The following is a 23,283-nucleotide window of genomic DNA, read 5'->3' on the forward strand; positions in this document are numbered from 1 at the left end:
TGCCCGCGAAGCTTTTAACGGCCGGCGAGCAACGCCTGACCGCGAGCCACGGCAGCCTTGACCTGCGCCGGCGCGGTTCCGCCGATATGGTCACGGGCATTCACCGAACCTTCCAGGGTCAGCACGGCAAACACGTCCTGCTCGATCTGGTCGCTGAACTTGCGCAGTTCTTCCAGGCTCATTTCCGCCAGGTCCTTGCCGCTGTCCACGCCATACTTCACCGCGTGGCCAACAATCTCGTGGCAATCACGGAACGGCAAGCCGCGGCGTACCAGGTAGTCGGCCAGGTCGGTAGCGGTCGAGAACCCGCGCAGGGCTGCTTCACGCATCATGGCGTGCTTGGGCTTGATCGCCGGGATCATGTCGGCAAAGGCCCGCAGCGAGTCGCGCAAGGTGTCGGCGGCGTCGAACAGCGGTTCCTTGTCTTCCTGGTTGTCCTTGTTGTAGGCCAACGGCTGGCCTTTCATCAGGGTCAGCAGGCCCATCAGCGCACCGAACACCCGGCCAGTCTTGCCGCGAACCAGCTCCGGCACGTCCGGGTTTTTCTTTTGCGGCATGATCGAGCTGCCGGTGCAGAAACGGTCCGGCAGATCGATGAACTGGAACTGCGCGCTGGTCCACAGCACCAGCTCTTCGGAGAACCGCGACAAGTGCATCATCGCGATGCTCGCGGCCGAGCAGAACTCGATGGCGAAGTCGCGATCGGACACGTTATCCAGGGAGTTGCCGCCGACAGCGTCGAAGCCCAGCAGTTGGGCGGTGTACTCGCGGTCGATCGGGTAAGTGGTGCCAGCCAGTGCGGCGCTGCCCAGCGGCATGCGGTTGGTACGCTTGCGGCAGTCCACCAGACGCTCGTAGTCGCGGCTGAGCATTTCGAACCAGGCCAGCATGTGGTGCCCGAAGGTCACCGGCTGCGCGGTTTGCAGGTGGGTGAAACCCGGCATGATGCTGCCGGCTTCGCGCTCGGCCTGCTCCAGCAAACCTTTTTGCAGGCGGGTGATCTCGGCCAGGATCAGGTCGATCTCGTCACGCAGCCACAGACGGATGTCGGTGGCGACCTGGTCGTTGCGGCTGCGGCCGGTGTGCAGCTTTTTACCGGTCACGCCGATGCGGTCGGTCAGGCGCGCCTCGATGTTCATATGCACGTCTTCGAGGTCGATGCGCCAGTCGAACTGGCCGGCCTCGATTTCACCCTGGATGGTCTTCAGGCCATCGATGATGCTGTCGCGCTCGGCATCGGTCAGCACGCCGACCTTGGCCAGCATCGTGGCGTGGGCGATCGAGCCCATGATGTCGTGGCGATACAGGCGCTGGTCGAAGGTGACGGAGGCGGTGAAGCGGGCAACGAAGGCGTCGACGGGTTCACTGAAGCGGCCGCCCCAGGACTGATTGGTCTTGTCAGTGCTCATGAATTCGCTCGTATCGGCTTGAAGAAAGATGGCGTGGAACGCTGACGCGGATAATAACAGGGTTGCCAATCCTGTCGCTGACACTGGTCGATACGTTTTTTTCTCATGGGGCGACCCATACTCGAGGCAATCAATGCGCAAATTGCACGACGATATTTCTCATTTGAGCAATATCGTCGCGGCAACCGTCTACAGTTGGACAGTAGGATCAGCGCACTTCTCGATGCTGCAGCTGACTATAGAGAGAAGAGGGGTGTTCATATTGTGTATCAGCAAACCCTATGGCGATGCCTCGCCAACGCGGGCCTGGGCCGTCAGTCACCCGGCAGATGAAAATTTAGCCGCCGGTCTCGCGGCACTTTTTGGCCCTCGCGCTAGTCTTAGCGTGGATCGCGGTGACGGACGTCACTTCACCTGTCTACGCTATCTTTGTGCGAGACTCACGCAGGAATCCAGCGCAATATGAATGTCCTGATCGTTGATGACGACCCCCTTGCCCGCGAGCGCCTGAGCCGAATGGTCGGCGAACTCGAGGGATACAACGTCCTGGAGCCCAGCGCCACGAATGGCGAAGAGGCGTTGGCACTGATCGACAGCCACAAGCCGGATATCGTACTGCTCGATATTCGCATGCCGGGCCTCGATGGCCTGCAAGTGGCGGCACGATTGTGCGAACGCGAAACCCCGCCCGCCGTGGTGTTTTGCACAGGGCCCGATGAATTTGCCGTGGAAGCCCTACAGGCCAGCGCCGTGGGCTATCTGGTGAAGCCAGTGCGCACAGAACAGTTACATGAAGCATTGAAAAAAGCCGAGCGCCCCAATCGTGTCCAGCTCGCAGCCTTGACTCGTCCTGCCGCCGAAACCGGCAGCGGTCCACGCAGCCATATCAGCGCCCGCACCCGTAAAGGTATTGAACTGATCCCGTTGGGCCAGGTGGTCTATTTTATTGCCGACCACAAGTACGTGACCTTGCGCCATGAAGGTGGCGAAGTGCTGCTGGATGAGCCACTCAAGGCCCTCGAAGACGAATTCGGCGACCGTTTCGTGCGGATCCACCGCAACGCACTGGTCGCCCGCGAACGCATTGAACGGCTGCAACGCACCCCTCTGGGGCATTTCCAGCTGTTTCTCAAAGGCCTGAACGGCGACGCCCTGATCGTCAGCCGACGCCATGTGGCCGGCGTGCGCAAAATGATGCAACAGCTGTAATCGGGCGGATTTCTACCCTGTTTTCGGACCTTGAGGGCCAGGGAGGCCATGCAGTTTCTGATACAAGTCAAAGTGGATTTGGCTGAGCTGTTATTATCTGCCGTATCTATTCAGTACGGATTGATCCATGTCCTCTCGCGAAATCCGCATCGCCACCCGCAAAAGTGCTCTCGCCCTGTGGCAGGCCGAATACGTCAAGGCTCGTCTGGAACAGGCCCATCCGGGCCTGCTCGTGACACTGGTGCCCATGGTCAGTCGCGGCGACAAGCTGCTCGATTCGCCCCTGTCGAAAATCGGCGGCAAGGGCCTGTTCGTCAAGGAGCTGGAAACCGCGCTGCTGGAAAACGAAGCCGACATCGCCGTGCACTCCATGAAAGACGTGCCGATGGACTTCCCCGAAGGCCTCGGCCTGTTCTGCATCTGCGAGCGCGAAGACCCGCGCGATGCATTTGTCTCCAATACCTTCGCCAGCCTGGATGAGTTGCCGCCAGGCAGCATCGTCGGCACCTCCAGCCTGCGCCGCCAGGCTCAGTTGCTGACTCGCCGCCCGGATCTGGAAATCCGCTTCCTGCGCGGCAACGTCAACACGCGCCTGGCCAAGCTCGATGCCGGCGAATACGACGCCATCATCCTCGCCGCGGCGGGTTTGATTCGTTTGGGCTTCGAAGACCGCATCACCTCGGCCATCAGTGTCGATGACAGCCTGCCGGCCGGTGGCCAGGGCGCGGTCGGTATCGAGTGCCGTAGCGCCGACACTGAAATTCATGCGCTGCTCGCACCGTTGCATCACCAGGATACGGCCATCCGCGTGACCGCCGAACGTGCCCTGAACAAGCATCTGAATGGCGGCTGCCAGGTGCCGATCGCCTGCTACGCCGTGCTTGAAGGCGAGCAAATCTGGTTGCGTGGTTTGGTGGGCGATCCGAGCGGCGGCCTGCTGCTCTGCGCCGAGGCCCGAGCGCCACGCAGCGAGGCCGAGGCCCTGGGCGTGCAAGTGGCCGAAGACCTGCTGAGTCAGGGCGCCGACGCCATTCTCAAAGCAGTCTATGGCGAGGCAGGTCACGAGTGACTGGCTGGCGCCTGCTGCTGACGCGCCCTGCGGATGAATCGGAGGTGCTTGCCCGTGTGTTGGCTGACGCGGGCGTTTTCAGTAGCAGCTTGCCGCTTTTGGACATCGAGCCGATGCCGGCCTCTGCCACAATGCGCGCAGTGATTCAGGACCTGGATCGCTACTGCGCGGTGATCGTGGTCAGCAAGCCGGCCGCCAGAATCGCTGTCGAACTGCTCCACCAGCATTGGCCGCAACCACCGGTTCTGACGTGGTTCAGCGTCGGCGCGGCGACGGCGCAGATCCTCGAGGCTAACGGGCTAAATGTGAGCTTCCCGGCCGACGGTGATGACAGCGAAGCCTTGCTTGAACTTCCACGGTTGCGCGAGGCTATCGCCTGTCCCGATCCAAGGGTGCTGATCGTGCGTGGGGAGGGTGGGCGTGAGTTGCTGGCTGAGCGTTTGCGCAAGCTTGGTGCTAGTGTCGAGTATCTGGAGTTGTACCGACGCGGCTTGCCGCAGTACCCACCGGCGACGCTGCCTGAGCGGATCGAGGCGGAACGCTTGAACGGGCTGGTGGTCAGCAGTGGACAGGGTTTTGAGCACCTGCACCGATTGGCGGGCGATGCCTGGCCGATCATGGCGCGGTTGCCGTTGTTTGTTCCAAGCCCCAGGGTCGCCGAGCTGGCACGCGCCGCCGGGGCCCAAACAGTTGTGGATTGTCGTGGCGCCAGTGCCGCGGCCTTGCTGACGGCGTTACGGGAGCACCCCGTACCCGTTTTCTAATGCAAAGGATGGATACGTGAGCAAAACAGCCTTGCCTAAAGATGACGTCCAGCCGGTGCTCGATGCGCCGGCAGAAGCACCGGTTGAAACCGGGCCACCTGCTACTGAGCCGCGCCGAGGCAATGGGCTGGCAATCGTCGCGCTGCTGTTGGGCGCTGCCGGTGTTGCCGTGGGCGGTTGGGGAGTCTGGCAGGTGCGTCACCTGCAAGCCAATAACCTGCAACAGTTGAGTCAGGTACAGGCGTTGAACGATCAGGCGCAGAGCCTGAAGCTCAACGAGCAGCGTCTGACCGCTCGCCTCGAACAAATGCCTGCCGCCGAAGAGCTTGATGCGCGCAGTCGCTTGGTCACTCAACTTCAGGGCGATCAACAGCGTTTGAATCAACGCCTGGAAACCGTCCTCGGTGCCAGCCGCAAGGATTGGCGTTTGGCCGAGGCTGAGCATTTACTGCGTCTGGCCAGCCTGCGTCTGTCGGCGTTGCAGGACATCAGCAGCGCCCAGGCCCTGGTGCAGGGGGCCGATGAGATTCTCCGTGAACAGAATGACCCGGGGTCTTTTGCCGCTCGCGAGCAAGTGGCCAAAACCCTGGTGGCCCTGCGCAGTACCGAACAGCCGGACCGCACCGGGTTGTTCCTGCGACTGGGTGCTTTGCGCGATCAAGTGATCAGCCTCACCGAGCTGGCGCCCGAGTACAAGGACCGTGGCGAATCCCTGCTGGGCCTGACGGCCGATGGCGACGGCGCGAGTCGCTGGGCGCAATGGTGGGATCAGATCTCGCGTTACATCCGTATCGATTTCAACGCCGACAAGAATGTCCGTCCATTGCTGGCAGGGCAGAGCCTGAGCCAGGTGCGTCTGGCCCTGAGCCTGGCGCTGGAACAGGCGCAGTGGGCCGCGCTCAACGGACAGGCTGCGGTTTACACCCAGGCGCTGACCGAAGCGCGGGACGTTCTCAAGGGTAACTTCAACCCGGACAACCCTCAGAGCAAGATCATGCTGGAGCAGGTGGCCGAGTTGAGCAAGCAGCCAGTCACGGTAGTCACGCCGGATCTGACAGGCACGTTGAGCGCCGTTCAGGCTTACCTTGAGCGACGCAACGTCAACGCCGAAGACTCAGTGAAACCGCTGGCCAAACCTGCCGCGAGCACTGCGCAGGAGGCCACACCATGAAGCGTCTCTATGTGATCGTGTTCGTGGTCATCGCCGCTGCTGCCGCACTGGGGCTGGCGATTGCCGAGCATTCCGGCTACGTGCTGATCGCCTACAAGAGCTTCCGTTACGAATCGAGCCTGTGGGCAACCCTGGCCCTGGTGGCTGTGCTGTGGCTGGTGTTCTGGGGTATCAAGGCGTTGATCGAGCTGGTGACGACTTCCGGCGGGGTGGTCAACCCGTGGTCGCGGCGCAATCGCAGTCGGCGGGTGCAAGTGGCGATCGAGCATGGACAGCTGGATTTGGCCGAGGGCCGCTGGGCCAGTGCGCAGCGTCATCTGTATCGCGCGGCGGAAGCCGAGCGTCAGCCGCTGCTCTACTACCTGGGTGCTGCCCGCGCCGCGAACGAACAAGGTCACTACGAGGAAAGCGATAGCCTGCTGGAGCGTGCTTTGGAGCGACAGCCCCAGGCCGAGCTGGCGATTGCCTTGAGCCATGCCCAATTACAGACCGACCGTGGCGACACCGACGGCGCGCTGGTCACCCTGCAAGCCATGCACGAGCGTCATCCTCATAACGTCCAGACCCTGCGCCAGCTGCAACGCCTGCATCAGCAGCGGGGCGACTGGTCGGCAGTGATTCGCTTGCTGCCGGAGTTACGCAAGGACAAAGTGCTGCCACCGGCCGAGCTGACTGAACTGGAGCGCCGCGCCTGGGGTGAGAATCTTTCATTGGCAGCGCATCGGGAAGAGGACGGAACGGTCGGTTTGCAATCGCTCGCTCGTGCCTGGCAGCAGCTCACCGCCGCTCAGCGGCAGGAACCGCAACTGGTGCTGGCCTATGCCGAGCAACTGCGGCAACTGGGGGCGCAGGTCGAGGCCGAAGAGGTTCTGCGTACGGCTCTCAAGCGCAAATACGACAGTCATCTGGCACGCCTGTACGGTCTGGTTCGCGGTAGCGATCCGGCCCGGCAACTGCACACCGCCGAAGGTTGGCTCAAGGATCATCCGGCCGACCCGAGCCTGTTACTGACGTTGGGCCGTTTGTGTCTGCAAAGCAGTCTGTGGGGCAAGGCCCGGGACTATCTGGAAAACAGTCTGCGTGTACAGCGTAATCCTGAAGCCTGCGCCGAACTGGCGCGGTTGCTGGCGCAATTGGGCGACACCGAACGCAGTAATCAGTTGTTTCAGGAGGGCTTGGGCCTGCTGGACGAGCGCTTGCTGGCGGCACCGCTGCCGGTGCCGGCTCACGCTTGATGCCGGCTTGTAGCCGCTGCCGAACGCAGCCTTCGGCAGCGCTACAGGGAGTCGTTCGCCAGGGCGATCCAACCGCTCCGAGTCCGCGATTGTTTTTGCGTTGTAGTCCTTGGGTGGCAAAGTCCTACAGCGGACTACATCTTATCCTCTCGACTCTGTCGGGAATTCCCTACACTTCTGGTGAAGTGTCCGTGCTGGCCTGCCTTGAAAGGCTGCTGCGCTTTCCTCTACCGTAACCGCTTGTCTCTACAGTTACGGAAAAGCCATGTCTTTGGCCTGCTCACGCTCCTTGTTTTTCATGGTTTTCATTGCAGGTGCCCTGGCCTTGGGCGTTTCCTATTACCTGGAATATGCGGTCGGCCTCAAGCCTTGCGGGTTGTGCCTGTTGCAGCGGGTTTGCCTGGCGCTGCTCACGGGTGTCTGCCTGACGGCTTCGGTGCAGGGGCCTGGTCGCTTCGGATCATTCCTGTATTGGCTGCTGGGTCTGCTATGCAGTGTGGCGGGTACCGTCACGGCGTGGCGGCAGGTTGTGTTGCAGAGCGATCCGGTGCATCAGCTCTCGGCATGCTCGCCCAACCTGACTGATCTGTTTGCCAGTACACCCTGGTTGTGTGCCGTGCAGCGGTTGTTCAAGGGAACCGCCGACTGCGCGGAAATTTCCTGGACGCTGTTCGACCTGAGCATCCCGGAATGGAGCCTGTTGTTCTTCGTTGCGATGATGATTCTGGGCGGGTATCAGTTGCTGCGCCTTGTCTGGATCGCGTGTCAGCGACCGCTCAGCGACGAGTCGTCGCACCGGGTATTGGCGGGCGATTAAACACTTGTATGAACTTTATCTCCTGCGTACCTTGAAGCCATAGGCGTGCGGGCATAATCTGGCCCGCACGTATCATTGGAATTATGTTGCTCGTTGCTGTTCTGCCTGACCAAGACCGGATGTGCCGAGTCTTGGGGGCAGGCGTAGAACGGCATGACCCATTAGGGAAGAGAGATCGCCATGTTAGATAGTTGTCAGAATGCTCAGGAACGCTGGGGTGGGGTTCATAAGCTCATTGACCGCTGGCTACAAGAGCGTGAAGAGTTGGTAAAGGCGTTCCACGATTTGCGAAATGCCAAGCCGGCTTTCGCCGACAAGTCCTTGAACGGTCGGTTCTGCGAGATTCTTGTCGATTACGTTTCTGCCTGGCACTTCGAAGTGAGTGAGCATCTGGTCAATGAGGCCAAGGCCTTTGGCGACGATGGCGGCCTTGAACTGGTGAAGCAGATCAACCCGCGTATCGACGTGAGCACCGAGATGGCGCTGTCGTTCAATGATCATTGCCACAAGGGTGACTGCAACGACACCGAGCGTTTCGCCGAAGCGCTGGAAAAGCTGGGCAGCCAACTGCGTGAACGTTTCGAGCTGGAAGATTGCCTGATCGAAGTGCTGCACACCGCCCACAAGGAAGAGAGTTCGGTTCAGGCCTGAACCCTTCCCGGCGAGCCCCCCCTTCCAGCAAAAAACCAAAAGCGGTGCGCAATGCGCACCGCTTTTCGTTTCCGGCATTCAGCTTGTAGCACCACGCAATTCGACTTCGAATACCAGCGGCGTGAACGGCGCGATCAAGTCGCCGGCACCGTCGGCGCCATAGGCTTGCGCCGATGGAATCACCAGGCGCCATTTCGCGCCGACCGGCATGTCTTGCAATGCACTGCGCCAGCCCGCGATCACACTATCAAGGTTGAACCACTGCGGCTGGCTGTTCTGGTCGAACACTGTGCCGTCAGGCAAGCGTCCGATATACAGCACCTGGACCTTGCCGTTCGGACCCGCCTTGGCGCCAGTGCCCGGCGCCAGCTCCGTCAGCAATATTCCATCCGCCAGTTCGCGAACCCCGGGTTTGGCTTTTTCTTCGGTGAGAAAGCGCCGCTCTTTTTCGAGGGCGACTTCGCTTTGCGCAACAGCGGGTTGCTCGGCGACCTGGGCTTCGTGCTCGGCAAGAATCTGTTCGATCCGCTCGTCTTTCAGCGCCAGCGGCTTACCTTGATAGGCTTGCTGCAAACCTTCGAGCAGTGCCTGAAGTTGCAGATCCGGAACCTCCTGACGCAAGCGTTCGCCAAGGCTCGCACCCAAGCTGTAAGCGAGATCGTGAGCGTCATTCGTGGTGGTTTTTTCGGCGGCCTGGACCACGGAAAAAAACATGCACAGCGATAAAAAAAGGTAGCGCGACATGGGCACTCTCCGACCTGAGATGCGCAGGATTATGCCAGTGTGAATGCACTCGAAGGTGAACTGGTTTTGCGTAAGCGCAGAACATTTTTACTTCGTTGCAACGCAGCGCTTTCGATACTGTCAACATGCCCTAGCGGCGGTTGCAGCAGAGGTCTAGTATGAGCCGCATTCACGTCAGCCAGGAGGTAAACCATGTCGGCCACCAAGAAGCCAGTAAATACTCCGTTGCACTTACTCCAACAACTCTCGGGCAGCCTGCTCGAGCATTTGGAAAACGCTTGTTCCCAAGCCTTGGCTGATGCTGAAAAACTGCTCGCCAAACTGGAAAAGCAGCGCGGAAAAGCGCAGGAAAAACTGCACAAATCCCGCACCAAATTGCAGGACGCTGCGGCGGCCGGCAAAGCCAAGGCACAAGCCAAGGCCAAAGATGCGGTGAAAGAACTTGAGGACCTGCTCGACGCCCTCAAGGATCGTCAGTCCGAAACTCGCAGCTACATCCTGCAACTCAAACGCGACGCTCAAGAAAGCCTGAAACTGGCCCAGGGTGTCGGTCGTGTCCAAGAGGCTGTCGGCAAGGCGTTGTCCCTGCGTTCGGCCAAGCCAGTCGCGGCACCTGCGAAGAAAGCCGCTGCCAAACCGGTTGCTGCAAAAGCACCGGCCAAGCCTGTTGCGGCTCCTGTTAAAAAAACCGCCGCCAAAGCACCGGTAAAAGCTGCAGCGAAACCAGCCGCAAAACCTGCGGCGAAAAAACCAGTCGCTGCCAGCGCTGCGAAACCAGCAGCTAAAACGACAGCTGCCAAACCTGCCACCAAGCCAGCCGCTGCCAAAACAGCTGCCGCTAAACCTGCTGCAAAAACCACGGCTGCCAAACCCGCCGTGGCGAAAACTGCAGCTGCAAAGCCGGTCGCTAAACCTGCTGCAAAACCAGCCGCCAAAACGGCCGCCGCAAAACCAGCTGCCAAGCCAGCCGCCAAACCTGTCGCGGCTAAAACCGCTGCAGCCAAGCCTGCTGCAAAACCGGCGGCGAAACCTGCTGTAAAAGCTACAGCCAAACCGGCTGCCAAAGCTGCTGCTGCGAAACCTGCCGTTGCTGCCAAGCCAGCCACTGCCGCCAAACCAGCTGTAGCGAAACCAGCAGCCAAACCTGCCGCTGCCAAACCGGCTGTAAAACCTGCCGCCAAACCGGCCGTGAAAAAGCCAGTCGTCGCTGCGAAGCCGACTGCCGCACCTGTTGCCAAGCCAGCAACACCGGCTCCGGCTGCATCGGCTTCGCCGGCTCCGGCAGCCACTACCTCGACAGCTTCGCCTGCGCCAACGCCAGCCGCATCGTCGAGCACCAGCACTACCCCAACCAGCGCTTCCTAAGTGCCGGTTACCGCGACGCGCAGCTGATGCAGCGCGTCGCGGTCCAGGGTGGCGGTGCCTGCCGCCACACCTTCCAGCCAGGCCGTTGGATCGGTCGCCTTACACTGCGGCCAACTCTGCGCCAAACGCTCCAGTCGCAGCAACAAATGCCTTTCGGCTTCCATCTCCAGTGCCTTCACTTGTTCGCGTAAATCATCCAGACCGGCATCCTCGCTGGCGGCGGCTTTCCATTGCTGGCGCAAGGCGCGCAACGGTTGCACGACATCCGCGTCCCAAGGCCCGGCTACACCGCGTAGCAGCTGCAAACGTTGTTCGTTGCAGGTAACGCCACGCTGTCCCAGCCACAACCCGCAGAGCAGCAGGCACACGTTCACCCCCGTCGACTGCAATTGCAGGCAGGCGCCTTCAACGCCGGGGCGGGCGTAGGTGTCGAGGGAAAAGCTCCACAGGTCAGAGGACATAGTGCTACTCGCGCCAGTTGCGAGCGAAGCTGGTAGACTCCGCCGCCATTATGATTCGACTTCAGAACCTGACTTTACAGCGTGGCCCGCAACGTCTGCTAGAAGACGCCGAGCTGACCCTGCACGCCGGCCACAAAGCCGGCCTCATCGGTGCCAACGGCGCCGGCAAATCGAGCCTGTTTGCCTTGCTTCGGGGCGAACTGCACCCGGACTCGGGTGACTGCTTCCTGCCGGCCGACTGGCGCATCGCCCACATGCGCCAGGAGGTCGACACCCTCGAGCGCCTGGCGGTCGACTACGTGCTCGATGGCGACCTGCGCCTGCGTCAGGTGCAACGCGACCTGGCGGCGGCCGAAGCAGCCCATGACGGTGCCGCTCAGGCCCGCCTGCACTCGGAACTCGACAGCGCCGACGGTTACACCGCCGACGCCCGGGCCCGCAAGCTGCTGGCCGGTCTTGGCTTCACCAATGAGCAAATGGACCGGCAAGTAGGAGATTTCTCCGGTGGCTGGCGGATGCGTCTGAATCTGGCGCAGGCTTTGATGTGCCCCTCGGACCTGTTGCTGCTCGACGAACCGACCAACCACTTGGACCTCGACGCCATCATCTGGCTCGAAGAGTGGCTCAAAAGCTATCCCGGCACCCTGTTGCTGATCTCCCACGACCGGGACTTCCTCGATGCCGTGGTCGATCACGTAGCCCACGTCGACCAACGCAAGATCACGCTCTATCGCGGTGGTTATACGGCGTTTGAACGGGCCCGCGCCGAGCGTCTGGCCCAGCAACAGCAGGCGTACGAGAAACAGCAGGCGCAACGTGCGCACATGGAAAGCTACATCGCCCGCTTCAAGGCCCAGGCCACCAAGGCCCGTCAGGCCCAGAGCCGGATCAAGGCGCTGGAGCGGATGGAAGAGCTGTCTGCCGCGCATGTCGATTCGCCGTTCGACTTCGTCTTCCGTGAGTCGCAGAAAATCTCCAGTCCGCTGATCGATCTATCGGACGCTCGTCTGGGTTACGGCGAAAAAACCGTGCTGGAGAAGGTCAAGCTGCAACTGACCCCTGGCGCGCGGATCGGTTTGCTCGGCCCCAACGGTGCCGGTAAATCGACCCTGATCAAAAACCTCTCCGGTGAGCTTGAGCCGTTGGCGGGCCGACTGACCCGGGGCGAGAACACCGTGGTCGGCTACTTCGCCCAGCATCAACTGGATTCCCTCGATTCCAAAGCCAGCCCGTTGCTGCACTTGCAGCGCCTGGCGCCGACCGAACGTGAGCAGACCCTGCGTGACTTCCTCGGTGGTTTCGACTTCCGGGGTGCACGCATCGATGAGCCGGTGTTGAATTTCTCCGGTGGCGAAAAAGCGCGGCTGGCCCTGGCGCTGATCGCCTGGGGCCGGCCGAACCTGTTGCTGCTCGACGAGCCGACCAACCACCTGGATCTGGAAATGCGCCTGGCGTTGACCATGGCCTTGCAGGAATTCAGTGGCGCGGTTCTGGTGGTCTCCCACGATCGTCATTTGCTCAAAAGCACCACCGACAATTTCTATCTGGTGGCAGACGGCAAGGTCGAGGAGTTCGACGGCGACCTGGAAGACTACACCCGTTGGCTGGTGGAGTACCGTCAGCGCAACGCGCCGGTCAGCAACACCCCGGTCAACCCGGACAAAACCGACAAGAAAGCCCAGCGCCAGGCCGCCGCCGCGTTGCGTCAGCAGCTGGCACCGCACAAGCGCGAGGCCGACAAGCTCGAAGCCGAGTTGGGCAAGCTGCACGAGAAACTGGCGAAGATCGACGCCAGCCTCGGCGACAGCGATATTTACGAGCCGGCGCGCAAGAACGAATTGCGTGATCTGCTGGCCGAGCAGGCCAAACTGAAGGTGCGTGAAGCCGAACTGGAAGAAGCCTGGATGGAAGCGCTCGAACTGCTCGAAAGCATGCAGGCGGAGCTGGAGGCGCTGTCCTGATGGAGGCCTTCAAGCTGCCTTTGCCGGCGATGTGGGTCGAGCCGATCTGGCTGGTCCTGCAAATCCTGCTGATCCTGCTGGCCGGCTATGGCGCTCAGCGCGTCGTCGCTAAATGCCTGACTCGCCTGGGCGAGCGCTACCCGTTCCCGCCGCAGTTCTTGATGCCGCTGCGCGGTGGTTTGCGTTGGCTGATCATGGGCAGCGCGCTGATCTTCGTGCTGGAACGCCTTGGAGTGTCGGCCACGGTGCTCTGGACCGCGTTGTCCGGTTTCGTGGCGGTGGCCGCAGTGGCGTTTTTCGCCATGTGGAGCGTGCTGTCCAACCTGTTGTGCGCGATCCTGATCTTTACCGTCGGCCCATTTCGTATTGGCGATGTGGTCGAGTTGGTGGACACCACCGACAAGCCCGGCGTCAAAGGCCGGGTGGTGGCGATCAATCTGCTCTACACCACGCTGATCGAAGCCGAAGAGCTCGGTACCGGCAGCGCCATGGTGCAAGTGCCCAATAGCCTGTTCTTCCAGCGTTCGGTTCGACGCTGGCGTGGTACTGATGTATTCCCTTCGAACGGGTTTGAAAAATAGGCTCGATAGGGCCCTGCCGCCATAGACGCTGGTCGGCAGTCACTCTGTCCTACAAAAAATCGGTAGTCATCGGCCCCAAGGCGCATTAGCTTAGACGTTTGTCACGAGTCTGAGTCGAGGTGTGCGATGCTGCTTCAAACATGGCTGGCGTTTTTTGCCGCCTGCTGGGTGATCAGTCTTTCCCCCGGCGCCGGCGCCATTGCGTCGATGTCCAGCGGTCTGCGCTACGGTTTCTGGCGTGGATACTGGAACGCCCTGGGCCTGCAACTGGGCCTGGCGTTGCAGATCGCGATTGTCGCTGCCGGTGTCGGTGCGATCCTCGCGGCCTCTGCCACTGCCTTTTATGCGATCAAATGGTTCGGCGTGGCCTACCTGGTCTACCTCGCGGTCAAGCAATGGCGCGCGCTGCCCAATGAGATGAACGACGACGCTGCCATTCGGCAGATCGGCAAGCCGATGGCGCTGATGTTCCGCGGTTTTCTGGTGAACGTCAGCAACCCCAAGGCCTTGGTGTTCATGCTCGCGGTGCTGCCACAATTCATCGATCCCCACGCACCGCTGGTGGCCCAGTACCTGATCCTCGGCGTGACCATGATCTGTGTCGACCTGATCGTCATGGCCGGCTACACCGGGCTGGCGGCTAAAGTCCTGCGTTTGTTGCGCACGCCCAAGCAGCAGAAGCGCATGAACCGCACCTTTGCCGGTCTGTTCATCGGCGCGGCGGCGTTCATGGCGACCCTGCGCAAAGCGGCGGCGTAAAACCGTCAGGCACAAAAAAGGCGACCCATCGAGGTCGCCTTATCGTTCCCATGCTCTGCGTGGGAATGCAGCCCGGGACGCTCTGCGTCCCAAAGAGCCGAACGCGGAGCGTCCGTTGAAGCATTCCCACGCAGAGCGTGGGAACGATCAGCGTCTACCGAAATGTCAGCGCAGAATCACCGGCGCCGTATCCCGCGGCAGGTTATTGCGCAGTGGCGCCTGCCCCGGCTGCTCGTAACCGCCACCACCGAGCTGTTGGCTCAGTTGCGAAGCCACGTCTTCACCCAACGCCTTGGACACGTCACGCACCACCCGTGGGCGGTTCAGGGAAACCCGGATGTCCCGGCCATTTACCAGTTTGGTGTCCTGACCTTCGCCCATCGCCGTGAAGGCCGAGGTTATCTCGAAGGTCTTGGTGTTGATCAGGCTGAAGTCCGCCACCAGCGTCAGCCCCAGCACCGCCGAATAGCTGTCGGTATTGGCCAGCTCGTTCATGTCGCGGGTGAAGTCAATGTCTGACACGGTGCCGAACAGCACATAGTCGGCACCCTTGAAGCTACCGGCCTTGATGCGCTTGATCACGTCATACACGTCGCCTTTGGACGATGCCGTGTAAGGCGTGCCCTGCACCAGCTGGAACATGCCGGTGCGCAGGATCTCGCCCTTGATGTCGCCGGTGAATTTGCGCAACTCGCCTTGCTCGATGTAGCTGCTGGTCGCTTCGATCTCGTTGTAGCTCGAAGAACCGCTGGCGCTGTAGTCACTCTCGCGGTGATTGCTCTGCGCCGAAACGATGTGGATGTACTGCTCCACACGCTCCTGGTACGCCAGATCTGTTACCGCAACTTTCGGGGCCGCTTGCACGCTGAACGCGTAAGCCAGGGCCATCATGCCAATCCATGTGCGCATCGATTAACGCTCCGTGGTTTTGCGGATCTCTTTTTCGTCCATCCACTCGGCCAGACCGCTTTCAACGTCGATCAATTGCAGGCTGAATTTGTAGAAGACGTCCTTGTAGTCGCTGCTGCGCTTGACGATCGAGCTGATCGAACCTTCAAGGCGGTATTGGGCGGCAATCATGTTGCCCGTCTTGGCCACGGTGCTCTTCTTGTACAGGCCGCTCTGGTTTTGCAGCTTGAGCTGGTCGACCTGACTCTGCATCGCGGTGTTGTCGCTGGCGAAACGGGCAACGCCGGATTTCATCAGCTGGGTCTTGATGCTGGTGGTGATTTCGCGGGTATCGATGTACTCGCTGGTCTTGTTCTTCACGTCGTAGACCTGAACCACCGGACGGCCTTGCAGGATGCCGGACTGTGCCAGGGAGCGGGTCATGGATTCGGCGATCATCTGCAGGTCGGTGGAGCCGAACTCGTTGGTCACGGTTTCCACGGCTTTGGTGTCACCGTAGCTGATGTTTTTGCTGCCCAGCGTCGGCGAAGTGTTGGCGCAACCGCTGGCCAGGAGGGCGATGACGGCGATGAACGAAAAGCGTGCAAACATGGGAATGCTCTCTGGAACTGAACGAATAGGGTGTCGGGCTTAAGGCGTTTTGATTTCGAGACGGAAATCCACGGCTTTGGCGGTTGGCGCGATGGCCTGAATGAAGCTGGTCTGCGCGCCGTACATCATCTGGCTTTTCCAGACTTCTTCCTCGGCCACCGGGAAGCCTTCCGGGCCGAGCCAGGCAAAGCGGTAGTAGAACGTCTTGTTGCTGTTGAGGGTGTTGCTCAACTGCACATTAACGGTCATGAAACCGTTCTCGCGGGCGACGCGCATGGCGCCGACCACGATGTGTTTCTGCGGGCCCATGGCCACAACCTTGCTGGCCGCGCTGCCTGGCTCCGGTGGTGGCGGGGTGGCGCAGCCGGCCAGCAAGGCCAGGGCGACGACAGTGAGGAATTTGAAGCGCATGCAAAGACTCCGTTCTTAAGGTTGTTTGAGGCTGGCCACGGTGGTCGGGTTGGCGCTCGGGATCACATGAGCGGCCAGGCCGCTGGCGAACACCTGATTACCCACGGCGCGCAGGCTGATGACCTGATAGCGCTGGTCGACGGTGACCTTGACCACCGAACCGCCCACGGCGCTCGGCAGGGAGACTTGGTGCTCGCCTTTCTTCAAGCGCAGACGCACCACCTGAGTGGTGTCCGGCAGGGTGCGCCATGTACGGGTATCGGCACCTTCGAGCACGGCTGAAGAGATACCGACCGCAAGACCGGCCAGCGGGTTGGTTTCGTTGATCTTCTTCTGCGCCACGCCTTTGGTCACGGCACGGACGGTGGTGCGCAGGATGATGCCCGGCATGTCATCACGCAGCGCGCGGCGGGACATGGCGGTGGTGCTGTTGAGTTGCGTCAGGTTCAGTTGCTGACCGTCTACGCCGATCTGGGCGAAGGGAGCAGTCGAGGTGTCCGGTTTGATGATCGGGAACGACAGCGGTGTGATCACCAACTGGTTGCTGATCGGCAATGGCAACGGAATACGGATCGAGTCGCGCGACGGCGCCAGGCCGCTTTGCACGACGATCAGGATGTCGCTGTCGTCGTCCTTGGCGGGTTTATCCAGGTTCACGAGTGCCTGTTCCAGCAGCGGGGTGTTCGGGCGCAGCTCGGCAGCTTTGCGATAGCCCGGCGCGGCCAGGTCTTTCTCGCCCAGGGCTTCGTAGACGAAACCGGCCAGGTAATGACTGAACGCGCTCTGGTAGCTGTTTTTCAGGCTGACCACTTCCGGCGCGTCGAGACTGGCCACCGGATAACCCTGGAGATCCTTGTACTGGGTTTTGACGCCTTCCTTCTCGGCCTGCTCTTCGCTCTTGAGGTATTCCTTGTCGCGCAGGTCGGCGATCACCGCTTCACGTTCGTGAGTTTTCTTGATCGCGGTGCGCGCGCCGTCGAAGTCATTCACCGCCAGCAGGTTGAGGGCCATCTGCGTGGTCAGCATGACTTTTTCGTAGTCGTAGCCTTCGTAGCGACGGACTTTGTCATTGACCAGGAAGCTGCCGAACTGAGCCAGGTACTTTTCGGTGTCGAGCTTGACCGAGTCTTCCCACTTGCCCACCACCTGATCGGCGCTGCTCCAGGCGTTCTGGCTGCCGGACAAGTCGCCCTTGGCGCGCAGCAGTTCACCCTTCTCGAAGTAATAGAGCAGGTCTTTGTCGGCGCCGGTGTTGTTCTTTTCCAACAAGGTCAAGGCGGCGTCGACGTTGCCGGCAGCCAGTTGCTGGTTGGTTTGTGCCAGTTCGGAATCGTAGTTGCGAAAAGCCGAACAGCCGGAGAGCAAGGTGACAGCGCTGAGCGCGATCGAGGTAAGGGCGCGAGAGGCCATAGGGGGTACTTCTTCCCTGAGTATAAGCAGCCGCGCGTGCTGGTCGGGCTGTTGGGACCCATCGGCAGGGAGACTGGCGTCCTGCCAATTCCTCATAAAAAGAGGAGCTTAAATGCCATATCGCGATAACGAAGGCGCGGCATTATAAACAGGGATGCTGGCTATGTAATGGCTTTTTAATTACATGTTTTCACAATGTGCCATTACTTATTTCTGGCCTGATACCGGCGCTGGCGAGAATTCAATTGCCTGGCGATAGCCCGGCGCGGCGAGATCGCCGAGGGCTTTGGATACCGCGAGGAGATAGCAATTTGCCGCCGAATGTACACGCCGTTGCGCGGGAAATACCAACAAAGCTTGAGCGAAACTCATTGGAAGTGAACAATGTGTTACTTCGTATTTCCATTTGAGATTTATTCATGACTGGCTCCTCTCGTTTTCTGGCGTGGCTCGTGCTGCCGATGATCGCGTTCTGCAGCTTCAATGCGCTGGCCGAAACCGCAGAGGGTGCGCCCAAGGCCCTGCATTTGCTCGATTACATTGCCGCCGATTACCCGGCGGCTGTCGAGGGAGGCAAGGTTATTGATGAGGCTGAGTATCTCGAACAGCAGACGTTTCTGGGGGAGCTGCAAGGGTTGATCGCCGATTTGCCGGCCAAACCCGAACGTGCCGAACTGGAGCAGGGCGTCAACGGCCTGCGCACCGCGATCTCCGCTCGCAAGGACGGCGCGGACGTCACCCGTCAGGCGCGGCAACTGGGGGCAAAACTGGCGGTGACCTATGAAGTCAGCCAGGCTCCGGTCATTACCCCGGACCCGACCCGCGGTGCGCCGCTGTATGCCCAGCAATGCTCGGTGTGCCATGGCGATACGGGCATCGGTGACGGCCCGGCTGGTGTCGGCATGACGCCACCGCCGACCAATCTGCGCGATGCCGCGCGCCTGGACCGTCTGAGCCTCTACGCGCTCTACAACACGTTGGGCATGGGCGTCGAAGGCACCGACATGCCGGCCTTCGCTGATCAGCTGGATGATCGTCAGCGTTGGGACCTGGCGACCTACATTGCCGGCTTCAGCGCCGATCCCACCGCGGCAAAATCCGAAAAAACCTACAACATCGCCGACCTGGCGCGTCAGACGCCAGCCGAAGTGCAGGCCGTCGAAGGTCCGCAAGCGGCCGCGACCTTCCGCGCGCAACGAGCGCAACCGCCGCAGGTCAAGCGTGGCCCGGGGCAATTGCTTGAATACACGGCGGCCACGCTGGACAAGAGTATCGCCGCCTACCGCGCCGGCGAGCACGATCAGGCCTATGACCTGTCGGTTGCGGCGTACCTGGAAGGCTTCGAACTGGTCGAAAGCTCCTTGGACAACGTCGACGCCAATGTGCGCAAAGACACTGAAAAGTCCCTGATGGCTTACCGTCAGTCGTTGCAGGACGGCTTGCCGGTGGCCCAGGTCGAGCAACGTCTGGAAGTGGCCAAGGCCAAGTTGAAAGAATCCGCTGGCCTGCTCGGTAGCGATGGCTTGAGCTGGTCGCTGAGCTACATTTCCGGCCTGTTGATTCTGTTGCGAGAAGGTCTGGAAGCAATTCTGGTGCTCGCGGCGGTTCTCGCGTTCTTGCGCAATACCGGCCAGCAATCGGCAGTGCGCAGCGTCAACATCGGTTGGGGCATGGCGCTGTTGGCCGGGCTGGCGACCTGGGCGGTGGCGGCGTATGTGATTGACGTCAGCGGGGCCCAACGTGAACTGCTGGAAGGGGCCACTGCGCTGTTTGCCAGTGTCATGGTGCTCTGGCTCGGTGTGTGGATGCATGACCGTCGCCACGCAGCGGCCTGGCAGGATTACATCAAGAGCAGCCTGGTAAGCGGCGGCGGGCGTTTCGGGTTTGCGATCCTGGCGTTCTTCTCGGTGTACCGCGAACTGTTCGAAGTGATCCTGTTTTACGAAACCCTGTGGTTGCAGGCGGGGCCTGCAGGGCATAACGCCGTAATGGCTGGCGGCGCGACGGCGCTGGTTATGCTGGTCGGTCTGGCCTGGGTGATTCTGCGCGGCTCGGCAAAATTGCCGCTGGCACTGTTCTTCGGCATCAATGCCGGTTTGCTGTGCGCGTTGTCGGTGGTGTTTGCCGGCCATGGCGTGAAGGCGTTGCAGGAAGCCGGGGTCTTCGGCACGCGGCCGGTACCGTTCTTTGACTTCGACTGGCTGGGGATCCACGCGGATGCTTATTCGCTGAGTGCCCAGGCCGTGGCGATCATTGCAATCATCGTGTTGTACAGTCGCAGCCGGATGGCCGAGAAGCGGCAGTTGCCAGCTTCTTAAAAGCATTCGCTTCGCTCATATTCGCGGGCAAGCCCGCTCCCACAGGTTCAGCGCTAACCTTGTGGGAGCGGGCTTGCCCGCGATGCTTTTCAATGGAGGAAACCCAATGCGCGTATGGATCGATGCCGACGCCTGCCCTCGGGCAGCCAAGGATCTGGTGGTGAAGTTCGCCCTCAAGCGCCAGTTCGAAGTGGTGCTGGTGGCCGGTCAGCCGCAGATCAAGCCGGGCCTCGCTCTGGTGAAACTGATCGTGGTGCCCAGCGGCCCGGATGCCGCCGACGATTACCTGGTGGAACACGCGGTGCCGGGGGAGTTGGTGATTTGCAGCGATGTGCCGCTGGCGGATCGGCTGGTGAAGAACGGCGTTGCGGCGCTGGATCCGCGGGGCAAGGAGTTCGATGCGCAGAACATGGGCGATCGACTGGCGGTGCGTAACCTGTTCACCGACCTGCGCGAGCAGGGGCAGATGAGCGGCGGCCCGGCGCCGTTCGGCGACCGCGAGAAACAGGCGTTCGCCAATGCGCTGGACCGGATACTGACCCGGTTGTCGCGTAGGTAATGATCGTTCCCACGCGGAGCGTGGGAACGATCAGGTTTCAGGCGTCGTTTTCGTGGGTCAGTTCCAGTACGCGGTCGACCAGCTTGTTGATGCCGGAAGCGGCTTCACTGATTGATTGCGCAAGCATGTACGCCGGAGTGCTCACCAGCTTGCGCGCTTTGTCTTCAACGATGTCGGTCACTGCGCACTCGGCGTGGGTGGCGCCCATCTTGTTCATCGCGGCGGCGGTATCGGCATCGTTGCCGATGGTGCAGGTCACGCCCGGGCCGTAGATTTTTGCCGCCAGGGCCGGCGAAATACAGATCAGCCCCACCGGTTTGCCAGCCTCGGCGAACGCTTCGGTCAACGCCAGGACGTCAGGTTGAACGCTGCAGCCGGCGCCTTCGACGGCAAAGTTCGACAGGTTCTTGGCCGCCCCGAAACCACCGGGAACGATCAGCGCATCGAAATCTTCGACGTCCGCTTCACGGATATCCTTGATGTTGCCCCGGGCGATACGCGCCGATTCCACCAGCACGTTGCGCGACTCGGGCATTTCTTCGCCAGTCAGGTGGTTGATCACATGCAATTGCGCGATGTCGGGTGCGAAGCACCGCACCTGGGCGCCACGCTGGTCCAGCCGCAGCAAGGTGATCACGCTTTCGTGGATCTCGGCGCCGTCGTACACGCCACAGCCGGAAAGGATCACTGCAATTTTTTTGCTCATGGGCTTTTCTCCAGATTCATGGCGTTAAATGTCCACTAATTTGTCACTCGTTGCCATAGGGTTAATTCGCGGCTACACCTAATCTCTGCTGAACGATTCCGATCAGGTCGCGTCATGAACTTCATTCTGTATGCGGTGCCGTTTTTCTTTGTGCTGATTGCGGTCGAGTTGCTGGCCGACCGTTGGCGTGGAGTGAGCAATTACCGCGTGGCAGACGCGATCAACAGCCTCAGCACCGGCGTGCTGTCGACCACCACGGGCCTGTTGACCAAAGGTGTCGGCCTGGTCACTTATGCCTTCGCCCTGGAACATCTGGCCGTGATCGAACTGCCGGCCGACAGTGTCTGGGTCTGGGTGTTTGCCTTCGTTTTCTACGACTTATGCTACTACTGGCTGCATCGCATGGGCCACGAGCGCAACATACTCTGGGCCGCGCATTCGGTGCATCACCAGAGCGAGGACTACAACCTCTCCACGGCCTTGCGCCAGACCAGCACCGGGTTTCTCCTGAGCTGGATTTTCTACCTGCCCCTGGCCGTGCTCGGCGTGCCGTTGCTGGTGTTCGTCAGTGTTGCGGCGCTGAACCTGCTGTATCAATTCTGGGTGCATACCCGACACATTCCCAAGCTCGGCTGGTTCGAGTGGTTCTTCGTCACGCCGTCCAATCATCGGGCTCACCATGCACAGAACGCTCTCTACATGGATCGCAACTATGGCGGTGTGTTCATTATTTGGGACCGTCTGTTCGGCTCGTTCCAGGAAGAGGACGACAACGAGCCGGTGATTTTCGGCGTGACCACGCCGCTGGCGAGCTGGAATCCACTGTGGGCGAACGTGCAGTTTTATGCACAGTTGTGGGATGACGCCCGGCGCGCCGAGCGCTGGTGGGACAAGCTGCGGATCTGGTTCATGCGCACCGGTTGGCGGCCGGCGGATGTGGCGGCCAAATACCCGATGAACAAGCCGGACCTGGCTCAGTTCCGCAAATTCGAGGTGCCGCTGGATGGGCGCCAGCAGTGGTATGTGGTGCTGCAGTTCTGCCTCTACATCGCCTTGGGCAGTTACTTGATGAACCTGGAACAGAGCTTGCCGACTTCGGCCCTGGTGTTGGGCTGGGGTGCCGTGGCGTTGGGGTTGTTTGTGTTGGGCGCGGCCCTGGAGAATAGCCCGCAGGCACTGAAACTGGAGCTGTTGCGGCTGGCGTCGAACCTGCCGCTGGTATGGCTGGCACCGATGGTCGGGCTATGGCCGGCCAGCGCGGTGGGCTGGGTGGTGCTGCTCAGTTACAGCCTGCTCAGTGGCATCGGTCTCTACTGTTGTAGAAACCGTGTCACTCGATGGGCGTCGTAGGTTCGCTGGACTTGGCCTGTTCGGCTTTCAGCGCCTGCTCGTCGGCGTAGACCTTCTTCGCCAGACGGGCATTCTTGAAGCGCCGCCGCAGCCACAGGAAAAAGCCCAGTACCAGCAGGGCGCCCAGCACCCACAGCTCGTACTTCTTGACGCTGCCCAGCAGGCCTTCGAGCACCGCGCCAAAGTGATACGCGGCTGCGGCCAGCGCCGCAGCCCAGATGGCCGCGCCAATCCCGTTGAGCAGCAGATAACGTCCCGGCGGATAGCCCGACAGACCGATCGCCACCGGCATCACGGTGCGCAAGCCATAGACAAAGCGGAAGCTCAGCACCCAGATGTCCGGATGCTTGCGGATATGTTCCAGCGCCCGATCGCCCATCAGTTGCCAGCGCGGTTTACGTGCAAGCAATTTGCGCCCGTGCTTGCGCCCCAGGAAGTACCACAGCTGATCGCCGGCATAACTGCCGAAGAACGCCACGACCACCACCAGGTTGATGTCCATGTATCCGCGGAACGCGAGGAAGCCTGCGAGCACCAGAATGGTTTCGCCTTCGAAAAACGTGCCGAGGAATAGGGCAAAGTAGCCGAAGTCATGTAGGAATTGTTGGAGCATTGTCTGGGTGCTGGCGAAATGAACGCGCAGCCTAACCCTTCGTGCACATTCATGAAAGTGTCCAAATGTGTCTCGACGTGAACATTTCCTACAAGGACAATGGAATGCGACTCTAGGGGGCGTTCTCAATTAGTTTCCCCGCCGCGCCGGGTCTGCTGTTGTGCAGGGCAAGGCGCGAGAAGCGTGGTTTGGTCATTTCAAATAAGCTTCGAGCAACGCA

23 protein-coding genes are annotated in these 23,283 nt (G+C 60.9%); 14 read left to right on the forward strand and 9 right to left on the reverse strand.

The annotated features are described in order from the left end of the window. Positions 1–14: 14 nt before the first annotated feature. Entirely contained in the window at positions 15–1,409 is a 1,395-nt protein-coding gene (gene argH / locus PMI21_RS02465; protein WP_007941585.1) for an argininosuccinate lyase, read from the reverse strand. A 462-nt stretch (positions 1,410–1,871) separates the two neighbouring features. On the opposite strand from argH, the gene PMI21_RS02460 reads away from it, so the two are divergent. The 7 genes from PMI21_RS02460 to PMI21_RS02430 all read left to right on the forward strand — a co-directional run bounded on the left by PMI21_RS02460 (position 1,872) and on the right by PMI21_RS02430 (position 8,325). Beyond that, positions 1,872–2,618 (forward strand): LytR/AlgR family response regulator transcription factor, encoded by a 747-nt coding sequence (locus PMI21_RS02460; RefSeq protein WP_007941588.1) that lies wholly within the window; start codon positions 1,872–1,874, stop codon positions 2,616–2,618. 127 nt (positions 2,619–2,745) lie between these two features. Continuing rightward, complete coding sequence (gene hemC, locus PMI21_RS02455; protein WP_007941590.1) at positions 2,746–3,687, forward strand: hydroxymethylbilane synthase; 942 nt, start codon at positions 2,746–2,748, stop codon at positions 3,685–3,687. Then, on the forward strand, positions 3,684–4,451 hold the full coding sequence (locus PMI21_RS02450) for a uroporphyrinogen-III synthase (protein ID WP_007941591.1): 768 nt from the start codon (positions 3,684–3,686) through the stop codon (positions 4,449–4,451). The genes hemC and PMI21_RS02450 overlap by 4 nt, the downstream gene beginning before the upstream one ends. Positions 4,452–4,467: 16 nt before the next feature. Then, complete coding sequence (locus PMI21_RS02445; RefSeq protein WP_007941592.1) at positions 4,468–5,622, forward strand: uroporphyrinogen-III C-methyltransferase; 1,155 nt, start codon at positions 4,468–4,470, stop codon at positions 5,620–5,622. Next, positions 5,619–6,857 (forward strand): heme biosynthesis protein HemY, encoded by a 1,239-nt coding sequence (locus tag PMI21_RS02440; protein WP_007941593.1) that lies wholly within the window; start codon positions 5,619–5,621, stop codon positions 6,855–6,857. Before PMI21_RS02445 ends, PMI21_RS02440 begins: the two co-directional genes overlap by 4 nt. Before the next feature lie 265 nt (positions 6,858–7,122). Then, positions 7,123–7,674, forward strand: coding sequence for a disulfide bond formation protein B (locus PMI21_RS02435; protein WP_007941594.1), 552 nt, complete (start codon positions 7,123–7,125; stop codon positions 7,672–7,674). A 180-nt stretch (positions 7,675–7,854) separates the two neighbouring features. Next, a complete protein-coding gene (locus PMI21_RS02430; protein WP_007941595.1) occupies positions 7,855–8,325 on the forward strand; it encodes an Rsd/AlgQ family anti-sigma factor in 471 nt (156 codons plus the stop codon). Positions 8,326–8,403: 78 nt separating this feature from the next. On the opposite strand, the gene PMI21_RS02425 is transcribed toward PMI21_RS02430, so the two are convergent. Continuing rightward, the gene (locus PMI21_RS02425) at positions 8,404–9,069 is read right to left on the reverse strand and encodes an FKBP-type peptidyl-prolyl cis-trans isomerase (RefSeq protein ID WP_007941596.1); all 666 of its coding nucleotides are present in this window, start codon (positions 9,067–9,069) and stop codon (positions 8,404–8,406) included. Positions 9,070–9,261: 192 nt separating this feature from the next. Between PMI21_RS02425 and PMI21_RS29785 the strand changes: the two genes are divergently transcribed. Next, on the forward strand, positions 9,262–10,434 hold the full coding sequence (locus tag PMI21_RS29785) for an AlgP family protein (protein ID WP_007941597.1): 1,173 nt from the start codon (positions 9,262–9,264) through the stop codon (positions 10,432–10,434). Here the strand turns inward: PMI21_RS29785 and PMI21_RS02415 are convergent. Continuing rightward, the gene (locus tag PMI21_RS02415; RefSeq protein WP_007941598.1) at positions 10,431–10,895 is read right to left on the reverse strand and encodes a TIGR02444 family protein; all 465 of its coding nucleotides are present in this window, start codon (positions 10,893–10,895) and stop codon (positions 10,431–10,433) included. The genes PMI21_RS29785 and PMI21_RS02415 overlap by 4 nt on opposite strands. Positions 10,896–10,945: 50 nt before the next feature. Between PMI21_RS02415 and PMI21_RS02410 the strand changes: the two genes are divergently transcribed. The 3 genes from PMI21_RS02410 to PMI21_RS02400 all read left to right on the forward strand — a co-directional run bounded on the left by PMI21_RS02410 (position 10,946) and on the right by PMI21_RS02400 (position 14,196). Then, positions 10,946–12,856, forward strand: a complete 1,911-nt coding sequence (locus PMI21_RS02410) for an ATP-binding cassette domain-containing protein (protein WP_007941599.1) — start codon at positions 10,946–10,948, stop codon at positions 12,854–12,856. Next, entirely contained in the window at positions 12,856–13,437 is a 582-nt protein-coding gene (locus tag PMI21_RS02405) for a mechanosensitive ion channel family protein (protein ID WP_007941601.1), read from the forward strand. Before PMI21_RS02410 ends, PMI21_RS02405 begins: the two co-directional genes overlap by 1 nt. Before the next feature lie 126 nt (positions 13,438–13,563). Then, a complete protein-coding gene (locus tag PMI21_RS02400) occupies positions 13,564–14,196 on the forward strand; it encodes a LysE family transporter (RefSeq protein ID WP_007941605.1) in 633 nt (210 codons plus the stop codon). 165 nt (positions 14,197–14,361) lie between these two features. On the opposite strand, the gene PMI21_RS02395 is transcribed toward PMI21_RS02400, so the two are convergent. The 4 genes from PMI21_RS02395 to PMI21_RS02380 are packed head-to-tail and all read right to left on the reverse strand — an operon-like array spanning position 14,362 to position 17,517. Beyond that, the gene (locus tag PMI21_RS02395) at positions 14,362–15,105 is read right to left on the reverse strand and encodes a hypothetical protein (protein ID WP_007941606.1); all 744 of its coding nucleotides are present in this window, start codon (positions 15,103–15,105) and stop codon (positions 14,362–14,364) included. Between the two features lie 3 nt (positions 15,106–15,108). Then, positions 15,109–15,696, reverse strand: a complete 588-nt coding sequence (lpoB, locus tag PMI21_RS02390) for a penicillin-binding protein activator LpoB (protein WP_007941608.1) — start codon at positions 15,694–15,696, stop codon at positions 15,109–15,111. Between the two features lie 39 nt (positions 15,697–15,735). Beyond that, positions 15,736–16,107, reverse strand: a complete 372-nt coding sequence (locus tag PMI21_RS02385; protein WP_007941609.1) for a YcfL family protein — start codon at positions 16,105–16,107, stop codon at positions 15,736–15,738. Positions 16,108–16,122: 15 nt separating this feature from the next. Then, complete coding sequence (locus PMI21_RS02380) at positions 16,123–17,517, reverse strand: COG3014 family protein (protein WP_007941610.1); 1,395 nt, start codon at positions 17,515–17,517, stop codon at positions 16,123–16,125. A 419-nt stretch (positions 17,518–17,936) separates the two neighbouring features. Between PMI21_RS02380 and PMI21_RS02375 the strand changes: the two genes are divergently transcribed. Then, positions 17,937–19,835, forward strand: coding sequence for an FTR1 family protein (locus PMI21_RS02375; protein WP_007941611.1), 1,899 nt, complete (start codon positions 17,937–17,939; stop codon positions 19,833–19,835). Between the two features lie 106 nt (positions 19,836–19,941). After that, positions 19,942–20,394 carry a YaiI/YqxD family protein gene (locus PMI21_RS02370; protein WP_007941612.1) on the forward strand — a complete coding sequence of 151 codons (453 nt, stop codon included), beginning with the start codon at positions 19,942–19,944 and terminating at the stop codon, positions 20,392–20,394. A gap of 37 nt (positions 20,395–20,431) precedes the next feature. Here the strand turns inward: PMI21_RS02370 and elbB are convergent, their stop codons facing one another. Further along, positions 20,432–21,100 carry an isoprenoid biosynthesis glyoxalase ElbB gene (elbB, locus tag PMI21_RS02365; RefSeq protein ID WP_007941613.1) on the reverse strand — a complete coding sequence of 223 codons (669 nt, stop codon included), beginning with the start codon at positions 21,098–21,100 and terminating at the stop codon, positions 20,432–20,434. Between the two features lie 114 nt (positions 21,101–21,214). On the opposite strand from elbB, the gene PMI21_RS02360 reads away from it, so the two are divergent. Next, positions 21,215–22,450: a sterol desaturase family protein gene (locus PMI21_RS02360; RefSeq protein ID WP_007941614.1), complete on the forward strand. Its 1,236-nt coding sequence runs from the start codon at positions 21,215–21,217 to the stop codon at positions 22,448–22,450. Here PMI21_RS02360 and PMI21_RS02355 read toward each other — a convergent pair. After that, the gene (locus PMI21_RS02355; protein WP_007941616.1) at positions 22,431–23,063 is read right to left on the reverse strand and encodes a DedA family protein; all 633 of its coding nucleotides are present in this window, start codon (positions 23,061–23,063) and stop codon (positions 22,431–22,433) included. The genes PMI21_RS02360 and PMI21_RS02355 overlap by 20 nt on opposite strands. Between the last annotated feature and the right edge of the window lie 220 nt (positions 23,064–23,283).

This window comes from Pseudomonas sp. GM18, assembly GCF_000282195.1.
Taxonomy (GTDB): Bacteria; Pseudomonadota; Gammaproteobacteria; order Pseudomonadales; family Pseudomonadaceae; genus Aquipseudomonas.

Coding starts and splice junctions, on each gene's coding strand:
- argH (WP_007941585.1), bottom strand. CDS start 1,409: ATGAGCACTGACAAGACCAATCAGTCCTGGGGCGGCCGCTTCAGTGAA.
- PMI21_RS02460 (WP_007941588.1), top strand. CDS start 1,872: ATGAATGTCCTGATCGTTGATGACGACCCCCTTGCCCGCGAGCGCCTG.
- hemC (WP_007941590.1), top strand. CDS start 2,746: ATGTCCTCTCGCGAAATCCGCATCGCCACCCGCAAAAGTGCTCTCGCC.
- PMI21_RS02440 (WP_007941593.1), top strand. CDS start 5,619: ATGAAGCGTCTCTATGTGATCGTGTTCGTGGTCATCGCCGCTGCTGCC.
- PMI21_RS02435 (WP_007941594.1), top strand. CDS start 7,123: ATGTCTTTGGCCTGCTCACGCTCCTTGTTTTTCATGGTTTTCATTGCA.
- PMI21_RS02430 (WP_007941595.1), top strand. CDS start 7,855: ATGTTAGATAGTTGTCAGAATGCTCAGGAACGCTGGGGTGGGGTTCAT.
- PMI21_RS02425 (WP_007941596.1), bottom strand. CDS start 9,069: ATGTCGCGCTACCTTTTTTTATCGCTGTGCATGTTTTTTTCCGTGGTC.
- PMI21_RS29785 (WP_007941597.1), top strand. CDS start 9,262: ATGTCGGCCACCAAGAAGCCAGTAAATACTCCGTTGCACTTACTCCAA.
- PMI21_RS02415 (WP_007941598.1), bottom strand. CDS start 10,895: ATGTCCTCTGACCTGTGGAGCTTTTCCCTCGACACCTACGCCCGCCCC.
- PMI21_RS02410 (WP_007941599.1), top strand. CDS start 10,946: ATGATTCGACTTCAGAACCTGACTTTACAGCGTGGCCCGCAACGTCTG.
- PMI21_RS02405 (WP_007941601.1), top strand. CDS start 12,856: ATGGAGGCCTTCAAGCTGCCTTTGCCGGCGATGTGGGTCGAGCCGATC.
- PMI21_RS02400 (WP_007941605.1), top strand. CDS start 13,564: ATGCTGCTTCAAACATGGCTGGCGTTTTTTGCCGCCTGCTGGGTGATC.
- PMI21_RS02395 (WP_007941606.1), bottom strand. CDS start 15,105: ATGCGCACATGGATTGGCATGATGGCCCTGGCTTACGCGTTCAGCGTG.
- lpoB (WP_007941608.1), bottom strand. CDS start 15,696: ATGTTTGCACGCTTTTCGTTCATCGCCGTCATCGCCCTCCTGGCCAGC.
- PMI21_RS02385 (WP_007941609.1), bottom strand. CDS start 16,107: ATGCGCTTCAAATTCCTCACTGTCGTCGCCCTGGCCTTGCTGGCCGGC.
- PMI21_RS02380 (WP_007941610.1), bottom strand. CDS start 17,517: ATGGCCTCTCGCGCCCTTACCTCGATCGCGCTCAGCGCTGTCACCTTG.
- PMI21_RS02375 (WP_007941611.1), top strand. CDS start 17,937: ATGACTGGCTCCTCTCGTTTTCTGGCGTGGCTCGTGCTGCCGATGATC.
- PMI21_RS02370 (WP_007941612.1), top strand. CDS start 19,942: ATGCGCGTATGGATCGATGCCGACGCCTGCCCTCGGGCAGCCAAGGAT.
- elbB (WP_007941613.1), bottom strand. CDS start 21,100: ATGAGCAAAAAAATTGCAGTGATCCTTTCCGGCTGTGGCGTGTACGAC.
- PMI21_RS02360 (WP_007941614.1), top strand. CDS start 21,215: ATGAACTTCATTCTGTATGCGGTGCCGTTTTTCTTTGTGCTGATTGCG.
- PMI21_RS02355 (WP_007941616.1), bottom strand. CDS start 23,063: ATGCTCCAACAATTCCTACATGACTTCGGCTACTTTGCCCTATTCCTC.